Origin of the sequence: Kibdelosporangium banguiense, assembly GCF_017876405.1 — a bacterium.
In the GTDB taxonomy this organism is placed as follows: Bacteria; Actinomycetota; Actinomycetes; order Mycobacteriales; family Pseudonocardiaceae; genus Kibdelosporangium; species Kibdelosporangium banguiense.
In genome coordinates this window covers 2407286-2418885 of record NZ_JAGINW010000001.1, presented here as the reverse complement: position 1 = coordinate 2418885, position 11600 = coordinate 2407286, and the positions used below count along the sequence as shown (strand labels likewise).

12 protein-coding genes are annotated in these 11600 nt (G+C 65.6%); 9 read left to right on the top strand and 3 right to left on the bottom strand.

Translation table 11 applies throughout. The features are described 5' to 3' along the window. Positions 1–48: 48 nt before the first annotated feature. From JOF56_RS11550 to JOF56_RS11525, 6 genes are all read left to right on the top strand, one after another. Positions 49–1329: an acetyl-CoA C-acetyltransferase gene (locus JOF56_RS11550; protein WP_209637108.1), complete on the top strand. Its 1281-nt coding sequence runs from the start codon at positions 49–51 to the stop codon at positions 1327–1329. 121 nt (positions 1330–1450) lie between these two features. Next, positions 1451–2644 carry an ATP-binding protein gene (locus JOF56_RS11545; protein WP_209637106.1) on the top strand — a complete coding sequence of 398 codons (1194 nt, stop codon included), beginning with the start codon at positions 1451–1453 and terminating at the stop codon, positions 2642–2644. Positions 2645–2841: 197 nt separating this feature from the next. Next, entirely contained in the window at positions 2842–2988 is a 147-nt protein-coding gene (locus JOF56_RS11540) for a hypothetical protein (protein WP_209637104.1), read from the top strand. A gap of 218 nt (positions 2989–3206) precedes the next feature. Further along, positions 3207–4103, top strand: a complete 897-nt coding sequence (locus tag JOF56_RS11535) for an ROK family protein (RefSeq protein ID WP_209637102.1) — start codon at positions 3207–3209, stop codon at positions 4101–4103. Between the two features lie 46 nt (positions 4104–4149). After that, positions 4150–5073, top strand: a complete 924-nt coding sequence (locus JOF56_RS11530) for a bifunctional helix-turn-helix transcriptional regulator/GNAT family N-acetyltransferase (RefSeq protein WP_209637100.1) — start codon at positions 4150–4152, stop codon at positions 5071–5073. 171 nt (positions 5074–5244) lie between these two features. Beyond that, positions 5245–5748, top strand: coding sequence for a DUF3558 domain-containing protein (locus JOF56_RS11525; protein WP_209637099.1), 504 nt, complete (start codon positions 5245–5247; stop codon positions 5746–5748). Positions 5749–5796: 48 nt separating this feature from the next. Here JOF56_RS11525 and mctP read toward each other — a convergent pair whose 3' ends face one another. Together mctP and JOF56_RS11515 are read right to left on the bottom strand one after the other, a co-directional pair. Beyond that, complete coding sequence (mctP, locus tag JOF56_RS11520; RefSeq protein WP_209637097.1) at positions 5797–7440, bottom strand: monocarboxylate uptake permease MctP; 1644 nt, start codon at positions 7438–7440, stop codon at positions 5797–5799. Further along, positions 7437–7715, bottom strand: a complete 279-nt coding sequence (locus JOF56_RS11515) for a DUF3311 domain-containing protein (RefSeq protein WP_209637095.1) — start codon at positions 7713–7715, stop codon at positions 7437–7439. The genes mctP and JOF56_RS11515 overlap by 4 nt, the downstream gene beginning before the upstream one ends. A gap of 173 nt (positions 7716–7888) precedes the next feature. On the opposite strand from JOF56_RS11515, the gene JOF56_RS11510 reads away from it, so the two are divergent. Both JOF56_RS11510 and JOF56_RS11505 read left to right on the top strand, forming a co-directional pair. Continuing rightward, the gene (locus tag JOF56_RS11510) at positions 7889–8731 is read left to right on the top strand and encodes a septum formation family protein (RefSeq protein WP_209637093.1); all 843 of its coding nucleotides are present in this window, start codon (positions 7889–7891) and stop codon (positions 8729–8731) included. A 78-nt stretch (positions 8732–8809) separates the two neighbouring features. Next, entirely contained in the window at positions 8810–10426 is a 1617-nt protein-coding gene (locus tag JOF56_RS11505) for an alpha/beta hydrolase (protein ID WP_209637091.1), read from the top strand. A 1-nt stretch (position 10427) separates the two neighbouring features. On the opposite strand, the gene JOF56_RS11500 is transcribed toward JOF56_RS11505, so the two are convergent. Further along, the gene (locus tag JOF56_RS11500; RefSeq protein WP_209637089.1) at positions 10428–10583 is read right to left on the bottom strand and encodes a hypothetical protein; all 156 of its coding nucleotides are present in this window, start codon (positions 10581–10583) and stop codon (positions 10428–10430) included. Positions 10584–10914: 331 nt separating this feature from the next. Here JOF56_RS11500 and JOF56_RS11495 point away from each other — a divergent pair, with 331 nt between their 5' ends. After that, positions 10915–11562: a DUF6802 family protein gene (locus JOF56_RS11495; protein WP_209637088.1), complete on the top strand. Its 648-nt coding sequence runs from the start codon at positions 10915–10917 to the stop codon at positions 11560–11562. Positions 11563–11600: the final 38 nt, after the last annotated feature.

Sequence of the window (11600 nt, the reverse complement as noted above, 5' to 3'; positions counted from 1 at the left end):
TTGCGAGTAGGTTAGGATGGCCAGTACCACCTACCGCAGGAGGGCGAGATGGCGCCTCGGGGCCAGAAGCGTGTCGCGATCATCGGCGGAAACCGGATCCCGTTCGCCAGATCGAACGGTCCCTACGCCACCGCGTCCAACCAGGACATGTTCACCGCCGCACTCGACGGGCTGGTCAGCCGGTTCGCGCTGCAGGGTGAACGGCTCGGCGAAGTCGCCGCGGGAGCAGTGCTCAAACACAGCCGTGACTTCAACCTGGCGCGGGAATCCGTGCTCGGCAGCCGCCTCTCGCCGGAGACGCCGGCGTACGACATCCAGCAGGCATGCGGCACCGGCCTGCAGGCCATCATCCAGGTGGCCAACAAGATCGCGCTCGGCCAGATCGAGGCAGGCGTCGCCGGTGGCGTGGACACGACCAGCGACGCCCCGATCGGTGTGCACGAGGATCTGCGCGCGATCCTGTTGCAGCTCAACCGGACCAAGAGCATCGGCGGCCGGTTGCGGCTGCTCGCCAAGCTGCGGCCGGGCCACATCGTGCCGGACATCCCGCGTAACTCCGAGCCGCGGACCGGTTTGTCGATGGGCGAGCACGCGGCGATCAGCGCCAAGGAGTGGGGAATCGAGCGTGCCGACCAGGACGCTCTCGCCGCGGCAAGCCACCAGAACCTCGCGGCCGCGTACGACCGCGGCTTCTTCGACGACCTCGTGACGCCTTATCTGGGGCTGTCGCGTGACCAGAACCTGCGCGCGGACTCCACGGCCGAGAAGCTGGCGAAGCTGAAGCCGGCTTTCGGCGGCGACAACGGCACCATGACCGCGGGCAACTCGACGCCCCTGACCGACGGCGCTTCGACTGTGTTGCTGGCGACTGATCAATGGGCCAAGCAGCGCCGACTGCCTGTGCTGGCATATCTGACGTTCTCCGAGACCGCGGCCGTCGACTACGTGCACGGCGGCGAGGGAATGTTGATGGCGCCGGCGTACGCGGTGCCGCGGATGCTCGCGCGAGCCGGGATTTCGTTGCAGGACTTCGACTTCTACGAGATCCACGAGGCGTTCGCCTCCCAGGTGCTGGCCACGCTCAAAGCGTGGGAGGACCCGGCGTTCGCCAAGGAAAGGCTCGGCCTGGACGATCCGCCCGGCTCGATCGACCGGAGCAAGCTCAACGTCAACGGCTCGTCGCTCGCGGCCGGGCATCCGTTCGCAGCGACCGGCGGCCGGATCGTCGCGACCCTGGCGAAGCTGCTCAACGAGCGCGGTTCCGGCCGTGGACTGATCTCCATCTGCGCTGCAGGCGGCCAGGGTGTCACGGCGATCGTGGAGAAGTAGCGGGATCTACAGGTCTATAGCGTCGATGCTAGACAGCTGGATAAAACGCGATCGCCGACACGCCTTAGGGATGTATGCCGGAATATCGGATCGGTACTAGATAGCCCGATACCTTCCGATGATGGACCCGGTACGCAACCCGTTCGCCCCGGGCGCGGGCCAGCGCCCGCCCGAGCTCGCCGGTCGGGATAAGGAAGTCGCCGCTTTCGAGGTCGTCCTGGAGCGGGTCGCGCGTGGGCGTCCGGAACGCAGTCTCGTGCTGACTGGCCTGCGTGGCGTCGGTAAAACCGTGCTGCTTGGCGAACTGCGGTCGATGGCGATCAAGCGCGGCTGGGGCGCGGGCAAGGTCGAAGCGCGGCCGGACGCCGATTTGCGACGGCCGCTGTCCGCCGCGCTACATCGTGCGGTTCGCGATCTGGCTGTACGACACCGTGCGCCAGAGCGAGTCGAGTCCGTGCTCAGCGTGCTGAAAGCGTTTGCGCTCCGAGCCGCGCCCGAGGGCGCCAAGTTGCGCGAACGGTGGCAGCCGGGGATCGACGTGCCCGCGGCTCAGGGCAGGGCCGACTCGGGCGACATCGAGATCGACCTGGTCGAGCTGTTCACCGATGTCGCCGAACTGGCGCAGGACGTCGGCACCGGCGTGGCGCTGTTGATCGACGAGATGCAGGATCTGTTGCCCGACGACGTCTCGGCGTTGTGCGCGGCGTGCCATGAGCTATCACAGAACCAGGCGCCGCTCGTGGTGGTGGGTGCTGGCCTGCCACATCTGCCGGCCGTCTTGTCGGCGAGCAAGTCCTACTCAGAGCGGCTGTTCCGGTACGTACACATTGACCGTTTGTCTGCGCAGGACGCTCACCAGGCGATTCTCGCGCCGATCACGCGCGAGGACGCGGACATCACGTCCGACGCGTTGGCCGCCTTGTTCGAGGCCTCCGGCGGTTACCCGTACTTCATCCAGGCATACGGCAAGGCTGCATGGGATGCAGCGCCGAGCGACCCGATCACCGATGAAGATGTCGCGGTCGCCGCGCCGGAAGCCGAGGCGGAACTGGCCGTGGGGTTCTTCGGCTCGCGTTACGAACGGGCCACGCCCGCCGAACGGGAGTACCTGCGGGGGATCGCCGAGCTGACCGAAGGCCGGGACGAGGGCGTGAGCACGGCGGATATCGCCGTTTCGCTGGGCCGCAAGCCGTCGTCGCTGTCGCCCGCGCGGGACAGCTTGATCAAGAAGGGCCTGGTGTACTCCGCCGAGCGTGGCCGGATCGCGTTCACCGTGCCGCACTTCGGCCGGTTCCTGCTCGGCCGCGAGGAGTGAACTCTGGCGCCCTCTAGCCGTATCTAGAACTTCAGGTAGACACCAAGATAAGACGACATGTCCGGCAAGCTCGCCTGTTGACCGACGAATCATCGGCTGGTGGCGGACGTCACCGGATAATCGGGTGCATTCTCGCATGCGGGCGCGCATAATAGGTACATACCAACCGCGAGACAACCCGAGGGGTGCAGTACCTGATGAACATCACCGCCAAGATTCGTGCCCGCCGCGCCGAGGCTCGTACCCGGCGGGCAGTCAACCGTGCGATCGAGAACGCGGCCACGCCGGCGATGCGGCACGAGTTGATCATCATCGCGCAGCAGCAGAACGCCAACCTCCGCTGACTTCGCGGGTCGGCACCACCAAGGGTGACCGGCTATCAACACAAAGTTTCAAAAGTTCACTCGAAAGAGTGACGTGGAACACATCCGGAAACTGAGTAACGACTTGGCTCAGCCTGGCGATGTGTCTAGTGACCCCAAGACGCTGGCGGACCCCCGACCTGGCAGCGTCTTGGGGTTTCTCACTATCCGGGGTCGCTCATTAGGGTGAGCGCGTGGGTATGACCGCGCTGGCGATCGACATCGGCGGCACCAAGATCGCTGCAGGCGTCATCGACGACCACGGCGAGGTGCTCAGCCACGTGACGCGCCCGACTCCTCTTCATGATCTTGATCATGCCTATGCGGCGGTCCTCGAAGCTGCAAACGAAGCGCTCGAAGGTCACGACGTCCACGGAGTCGGTGTCGCCTGTGCAGGGCCGGTGAACTCGACGAACGGCACGGTCAGTCCGATCAATGTGCCGTGCTGGGCCGAGTTTCCGCTGGCTCGGCGGCTTCATGAGAGCTTTGGGGTTCCTGTTCAGCTTGGTGGGGACGGGGTCTGTATGGCCCTCGGCGAACACTGGATGGGCGCTGGTCGTGGCGCCGAGTTCCTGGTTGGGCTTGTTGTTTCGACTGGTGTTGGCGGAGGACTCGTTCTGCACGGCCGCCCTTACGGTGGACGGACCGGGAATGCTGGTCATATCGGGCACATAGTCGTTGAGCCAGACGGTCTTCCTTGTAGTTGTGGCGCACGCGGGTGCGTGGAGACCGTGGCAGGTGGGCCGCATCTTGTGCGGTGGGCACGCCGAAGCGGGTGGCGGGCGCCGGACAACGCAGACGCTTCGCATCTCGCCGCCGCAGCACTGGCTGGCGACGATGTGGCTGGCGCGGCGTTTGAGCGCGCGGGCCACGCGGTTGGGTTGGCGATTGCCGCCACCGCCGCGTTGTGCGATCTGGATCTTGCCGTCATCGGCGGGGGTGTCGCTCAGGCCGGAGAGTTGCTGTTCGATCCGGTTCGGCGGGCGCTCGAGGAGTACGCGCAGCTGTCCTATGTGAGTGACATCAGGGTGGTGCCTGCCGAGTTGGCGGGGCGGGCGGGGCTGGTCGGAGCGGCGGCTCTGGTGCTCGGGGGTTGATCACGGATACATTTGACTCAGTCAACGGATTGGTTGCGAGGGTCAAATGGTTCCTGGCGGGCGGATTCAGGCGGTTCGGCAGTTCAACCGCTTCTACACAAAAGTCCTGGGTGTGCTGGACGAAGGGCTCCACCAGACGCCGTACACGCTGACCGAGACCCGGGTCCTGTTCGAGCTCAGTCAGCAGGAGAACACCGAGGTCACGGCGTTGCGCAAGGACCTGAACCTCGACGCGGGCTACCTGTCGCGGATGCTGACCCGGTTCGAGGGCGACGGCCTGATCAGCCGCGGCAAGTCCACGACCGACGGCCGCAGGCAGTGGGCCGGGCTGACCGACTCAGGCCGGAAGACCATGGCGCTGCTGAACGAACGGTCCAACGCGCAGGTCCACGAGATGCTCGACAACCTCAGCGAGAAGGACCAGAGCGAACTCGTCGACGCGATGACCGTGATCCAACACCGCCTGAGCGCCGAACCTCGCGACCGCACAGTTGTACTGCGGCCGCCCAGGCCAGGCGACTACGGCTGGGTCATCGAACGGCACTGTGCGATCTACGCGCAGGAATACGGCTGGGGCGCGAACTACGAAGCGCTCGTCGCACGGATCGTCGCGGACTACGCAGACAACCATGACGCCACAAGCGAAGCCGCGTGGATCGCGGAAATCGACGGCGAACGGATGGGCAGCATCTTCTGCGTCCGCGTCGACGACATGACCGCGAAGTTGCGACTGCTGTTGGTCGAACCAAGTGCGCGCGGCATAGGCCTGGGTGGCCGATTGGTCGACGAGTGCTTGCGGTTCGCCAAGTCCACCGGCTACAAAACAATTGAACTTTGGACAAACAGCGCCCTCACGGTTGCCCGCCGGATATATGCCGATCGGGGATTCACAATGGTCGGATCCGATCAACACCCGGCCTTCCCCACAGGTCAGCACAACGAGACGTGGCGCATGCAACTTTGCGACTGACAGACGAAATAGCGCTGATGTGGGTGAATGCCGCGCGGTGAACTCGAATTGAACACGGTCAGTTAGTTCACGTGCTGAACTTGAAACACACTCGAACGCAGCATCGACTAATGGCACGATCAGTGGTTTGGTGGTCACCTGGGAAATTCGGATGTTCTGGAGGAGGCCGGCGTGCCTGGTCGCGCCCTCGTCGGTATCGGCTCGGCGATGCTCGCCACGGGCATGCTCACGGCGTGCGGTGCCGTCAACGACCAATGGGACTTACCCATGTCTCCACTGGAGCGCCCGTCCGACATACCGCTCGACAACCAGGACATCTGCGCCACGTTGCACGCGTACCGCACGTCGACCGGGTGCAAGGTGATGGCCGAGTCCGGCACCGCGGAGATCCTCGTCATCCCGCGGTTCGGCGGCGACTTACGAAGATACTCCGACGAAGTGGACGGCGAACTTGTCCGCTGGGTGGGCATCAACAAGTTCCCCGCGATCCAGCTGGCCAACAGTTCCGGCTCCGACGGTGTCGCCTCCTGCCGTGTGGCGCTCGATGTGGCGCCCGGCCAGATCCTCCTGATCGTCTATCGCCAGCAGGCCGCCGACCCGCGACTCGCGCCGTGCCGCCCCGCCCGCGACTTCGCCGCCAAGGCCATCTCGGAGTTGCAAAGCCGTTCCAGGTAAGCAAAACCCGGCCGATCCGAGGACCAGCCGGGCTTCGCGTGACTCTCCTTAGTGGACTGCGACTTCCCTCAGCCGGGGGTCGCCCTCATCGGCGTGGTAGTCCGCATCCTGTGTCTTGTCCAGGCCGTTGGGCACCTTGCGGGCCCGCATGATCCACGTGACCAGTGCGGCGACCACCAGATTTCCGATCAGCGCCACGAAACCGACGTAGATCTGTGTGGTGGAACCGGAGAACGGGTGCCAGCCGAAGATGCTCAGCTGGCCGAGCGGCAACGCCGATCCACCGAAGTGCGCCTTGCCTGCCGCCGGGTTCGGGATCACGTACAGCATCGCGAAGCCCCACGCCATGCCGGCGACCCAGCCCGCGATCAGTCCCCACAGGTGGAACCACCTGGTGTAGAGCGAGATCGCGACCGCGGGCAGCGTCTGCAGGATGATCACGCCGCCGATCAGCTGCAGGTCGATCGAGAACTGCGGGTCGATGAACAGGATGAACAGCACCGCGCCGAACTTCACGACCAGGGATGCGATCTTGGCCTGCTGGGCCTCCTGTTTGGGAGTCGCGTCCTTGTGCATGAACTCCTTGTAGACGTTGCGGGTCCACAGGTTCGCCGCGGCGATCGACATGATCGCGGCGGGCACGAGCGCGCCGATACCGATCGCGGCGAACGCGATTCCAGCGAACCAGGCCGGGAACTGCGTGTCGAACAGCACCGGGATGATCGTGTTGCCGTCCGGCCGGCCGGTCGCCTGGTTGGTGATCGCCTTGGACCCGGCCTGGATGGCCACGAACCCGAGCAGCGCCAGCAGACCCAGCAGCAGCGAGTACGCCGGCAACGCGACCATGTTGCGCTTGATCACGTTGCGGCCCCGGGAGGCCAGCGCGCCGGTGAGCGAGTGCGGGTAGAGGAACAGCGCGAGCGCCGAGCCCAGCGCGAGAGTGGCGTACTGCAGCTGGTTGGCGCCGGTGAGCAGGATGCCGTCGGCCGGGTTCGGCGTGGCGGCGAACTTGGCCTGCGCGGAGTTGAAGATGGTCTCCCAGCCGCCGAGCTTGGCCGGCAGGTAGAACACCGCGACCAGGATGACCACGTAGATCAGGATGTCCTTGACGAACGCGATCAACGCGGGCGCCCGCAGGCCGGACTGGTAGGTGTAGACCGCGAGCACCACGAACGCGATCAGCAGCGGCAGGTGCCCCAGGAACCCGGCGCCGTTGAAGCCCATGGTCCGGAGCACTGCTTCAAGACCGACGAGCTGCAACGCGATGTACGGCATCGTGGCCACGATGCCGGTGATCGCGACCAGCAGTGCAAGCAGCCGCGAGCCGTAGCGACCGCGCACGTAGTCGGCCGGGGTGACGTAACCGTGCACCCGCGACACCGACCACATCCGCAACAGCGGCAGGAAGACGATCGGATACAGGATCACGGTGTACGGCAGGGCGAAGAACCCCATCGCACCTGCGCCGAAGACCAGCGCGGGAACAGCGACGAACGTGTACGCGGTGTAGAGGTCACCGCCGACGAGGAACCACGTGATCCACGAGCCGAACTTCCGGCCGCCGAGACCCCATTCGTCCAGGTGGTCGAGGGTGTTGCCGGCCTGCCAGCGCGCGGCCACGAAGCCGAGCACGGTCACGACCAGGAACAGGACCGCGAAGATGACGATTTCCGTCCACTGCAGATTGCTCATTTGACGTCCCCCTCGTCCAGGTCATCCACACTCAGCTTGTCGGCCTTGCCCCGGCTGACCGGTTCGTCCCTGGTCTTGACGTAGACGACCCACACGCACAGCACGCCGACGATCACGAAGGCGAACTGCGACCAGTAGAAGAAGGGCATGCCGAGCAGACGCGGCCCGTCGAAGTTGACCAGTGGCGTGATCAGCATGACCAGTGGGACCAGCAGGAGCAGATTCCAGTTGTTCCACCGCAGGCCGTACCCGGTTTTGCCAGGTGATCCAGACATCGATGTCCTCACAAACTCTCGCCGCGGAACCTCTACAAACGTTTGCCGGATGGTAGGTGCCGTAGGGCACCGCATGCATCATTGGCGGCCGGTGATCACCAGCGGAACCAGGCAACCGGCGGGAGTATCCGAATCGTGACTTGGCGAGGCGGACCGGTCGGTACGGTCACGTCATGCGGATCGCTTGGGGGGTGGCCATTTGTGCTGCCCTGATCGCTGTAGCGGGCTGCGAGCCAACGGCGTCGCAGCAGTCACCGCCACCGGCGACCTCGACGGGACGCGTCACCGTTCCGGCCAATATGTATGGCGAACACCCGCCGACTCCCGGTCAGTGCCTTGATACGGGCAACGCCGTGGTGGTCGACTGCGGGGATCCGCACGACGCAGAGGTGATCAGCGCGGGCAAGCTGACCGCGACCTCGATGCCCGACGAGACGACTGCGGCCACGATGACGATGCCGATCTGCCGGGCCAAGCTGGTCGAGTACCTCGGCAGCGCGGACGTCGACGCGACCAACCTGGTCGCGATGCCACTCTGGCCGAACGACCAGCAGTGGGCCAAGGGTGAGCGATGGTTGCTGTGCACGGCGGCCGAGGTCGGCGCGGAGGAGAAACCCCTGCAGCGCACCGGTTCGCTGGAAGGCGCACTGCAGAATGTGGACAATCTGCGCTACCAGACGTGCTCGGTGTCCTCGCCGTCGAAGGACGCCCGCATCCGGCGTGGCCCGTGTGACGCCCCGCATCTCGGCGAGGCCCTGCCCGGCGTGATCAGCCTGGGCAAACCCGGCGATCCGATGCCGCCGACCGACGCGATCAACAAACTCGCCCAGCAACGCTGCCCTGGCGTGCTCGCGCAATATCTCGGCTCGTCCACCCAGGAAGTACTGCCTGCCTGGCGTATCCCCAACTCCGAGTCGTGGGCCCGCGGATATACGAATCTTGTCTGTTATGCCGAGGCAATTCGCCCGGTCCGGGTCCGGTTGCGCAATTTGGGCCAGGCGACTTTGCCGGGTTAGTCCCGACGTTCGTCGGTGCCTTTTCCGCGTGCGATTGACAAGGCTGAGTGCCCTTGTAGTTCTCGCGAGGGGCAGTACATGAACAAGATCCAGATCGCGCTGGGTGTGCCGGTGCTGGCCGGCACCCTGCTGCTGGGCGGTACCCAGGCGATCGCCCAGCCGGACGACTACGGCGTCACAGCCGTGCCCAGCCGGTACACCAGCCAGAAGATCGACTGGAAGCCGTGCTTCGCACCAGGCTCGGCGCTGCCGCCAGGCGCCGAGCGGCTGGAGTGCGGCACGTTCAAGACACCACAGAACTGGCGCAGGCCGAACGACAACGTCGACATCTCGATCGCGGTGTCCCGCCTGCCCAGCACGGGCACGGCCAAGGGTGTCGTGTTCACCAACCCGGGCGGGCCCGGTGGCCCCGGCCTGACGACTCCGCTGCTCTTCCTCAACCGCCAGAAGCTGCTGGGCAGCCAGGACGTCTTCGGCATCGACCCACGCGGGACCGGTCAGAGCACCAACATCACGTGTGGCAACCAGGCCAGCCTCGGGTCCGAACTGGACGCCCGCGACCGCGGCCGGGCCAACCTGGACCTGATCCTCAACTCCAACAAGCTGATCGCGCAGTACTGCCAGACCAAGTCCGGTGAGCTGGGCAAGTACATCACCACCGAGCAGACCGTGCGAGACTACGACCTGCTGCGCACGCTGGTGAACCGGCCGAAGATCAACTGGGTCGGGTACTCCGGCGGAACCTGGCTCGGCGCGCACTACGCGACCGCGTTCCCCGACCGGGTCGGCGCGTTCGTGCTCGACTCGAACGTCGAGTTCACCACTCGCTGGGAGGAGTCGTTCAACTGGCAGCCGCTCGGCTTCGAGCGCCGCTGGCGGGAGGACTTCCTGGCCTGGGCGGCGAAGTACGACTCGGTCTACCACCTCGGCGCGACCGCTGAGGCCGCCCGCCAGACCTACGAGCAGACCCGGGCCAAACTCGCGGGCAAGCCGCTCGACGGCCTGACCGCGAACCAGTTCGACGCCAGCATCGTCCCGTCGCTGTACTCCAAGTCGAGCTTCCCCGCGCTGGCCGAATTCCTCGGCTCGGTGCGGGACGCGACCACGCAACCGGCCCCCGCGACAGCCGCGAAGATCAAGGCATACCGGGCCCAACTGCCCCAGACGCCGATGCCGATGTCGCCGATCAGCTACGCGGACGCGTTCCCGGCGACCTTCATCTCGATCACGTGCAACGACACACAGTGGACCGGCAACCGCCAGAGCGTGATCCGGCTGTCCGAGCAGCTCGGCAGGCAGTACCCGCTGATCGGCTGGGGATGGGTGGCACAGCCGTGCATCTTCTTCAACCGGCCCAGCGTGCGGCTGCCGCAGCCAACCGGTGCCGGCCTGCCGACCGTGCTGATGGTCCAGTCGACCCACGACCCGGCCACGCCGATCGAGGGCGCGCAACGCGCACACCGCGCGTTCGCCAACTCGCGGATGCTGACTGTGACCGGTGAAGGCGACCACGGAATCTACGCGGCCACCGGGAACAAGTGCGTCGACGACATCGTCGAGACGTTCATTGTGGACGGGAAAGCACCGCAGCGGGATCTTTCCTGCCCGGGAATGCCATTGCCCGCCCCGGCCGTCCAGACCGAGAAAACCGGTGTGGCAAAGGTGACGCAGTACGAAAAGCTCGCCCGGCGCTGACTCAGCGCACAGCGGTCAGCTGGTGGAGCCCGTCACACGCAGGCGTGACGGGCTCTTGCACGTTCGCGGGCTCCTGGTCCCCGTCTGTCGACGTCAGAACGACCATCAACAAGGCGGCCAGTGCCAGCACCATCATTGCGAGTCCTGCGACGATCATGGCGACACCACCTTTGTGTTCTCCCGCTCAGGGCCTTGTGTCCCGAGTCACTTTCTATGACGTGCGGACCAGGGTCCTCGTTTCGCCCCGTTGTGGACAACCGAGTTTCGAGACGGTCTCGATAAGGTCTCGTCCCCAGCCTGTGCACAGTTCTGTCCACAGGCTGGGGACAGATTTGTGGAGACCCAGGTGCGGACCGTTTGCAACATCTGTCCCACTGTTCACACCCACCTCAGTGCTTGTGGACAACCCCCTGTCCGAGCGATCGGGAACCACCTGGGCCTATCGTGAGTCCAACTGCGCATACGAGACCTTGACCCAAGGGGGAGCGGTGTACGACGACACCGACCAGGACGCCAGCACGGGTACCGCGCACAACGACGAGATGACCGTGAACGTCGACGGTGAGCAGTACAGCCTCGCGACGGAATACGACGTCAACAAGGATGGCGTGAACGACACCGCCATCGTGCAGACCGATGACGGCGGCCAGGTCGCGTACACCGACTCCGACAACGACGGCGCCGCGGACACCTCGATCGAGCTCGACGACCAGGGCAACGTCGTCGGCGCCGCCCGTTACGACGAGGGCCGCGGCGAGTGGATCCCCGTCGACCCCAGGACAGGCAACCCGGCCGACAGCAGTACCGCGCAGAACACCGGCAACGAGACGACTTCCAGCAACCAGGAAGTCATGGTCGACGTGCCGGAGGAGTCCGAGGACATGAGCGCGGGCACCGCCACCGCCGACATGGACCACGACGGCCGGAACGACACCGCTGTGGTGCAGTCCGAGGACGGTGACCTCTTCGCGTTCACCGACACGGACGGTGACGGCGACGCCGACCAGATGACCGTGATCGAGTCCGACGGGAATGTCACGATCTCCCAGCACACCGGCGAGGACGAGTGGGCCGAGGTGGAACGCGGACACCTCGACGCGCAGGGCAACTACGTGCCCGACAACCAGCGCGCCTGAGGCCCGGGTCAAGCTCGCGGATTTCTGAACCGATTTCC

Coding starts and splice junctions, on each gene's coding strand:
- JOF56_RS11550 (WP_209637108.1), top strand. CDS start 49: ATGGCGCCTCGGGGCCAGAAGCGTGTCGCGATCATCGGCGGAAACCGG.
- JOF56_RS11545 (WP_209637106.1), top strand. CDS start 1,451: ATGGACCCGGTACGCAACCCGTTCGCCCCGGGCGCGGGCCAGCGCCCG.
- JOF56_RS11540 (WP_209637104.1), top strand. CDS start 2,842: ATGAACATCACCGCCAAGATTCGTGCCCGCCGCGCCGAGGCTCGTACC.
- JOF56_RS11535 (WP_209637102.1), top strand. CDS start 3,207: ATGACCGCGCTGGCGATCGACATCGGCGGCACCAAGATCGCTGCAGGC.
- JOF56_RS11530 (WP_209637100.1), top strand. CDS start 4,150: ATGGTTCCTGGCGGGCGGATTCAGGCGGTTCGGCAGTTCAACCGCTTC.
- mctP (WP_209637097.1), bottom strand. CDS start 7,440: ATGAGCAATCTGCAGTGGACGGAAATCGTCATCTTCGCGGTCCTGTTC.
- JOF56_RS11515 (WP_209637095.1), bottom strand. CDS start 7,715: ATGTCTGGATCACCTGGCAAAACCGGGTACGGCCTGCGGTGGAACAAC.
- JOF56_RS11510 (WP_209637093.1), top strand. CDS start 7,889: ATGCGGATCGCTTGGGGGGTGGCCATTTGTGCTGCCCTGATCGCTGTA.
- JOF56_RS11505 (WP_209637091.1), top strand. CDS start 8,810: ATGAACAAGATCCAGATCGCGCTGGGTGTGCCGGTGCTGGCCGGCACC.
- JOF56_RS11500 (WP_209637089.1), bottom strand. CDS start 10,583: ATGATCGTCGCAGGACTCGCAATGATGGTGCTGGCACTGGCCGCCTTG.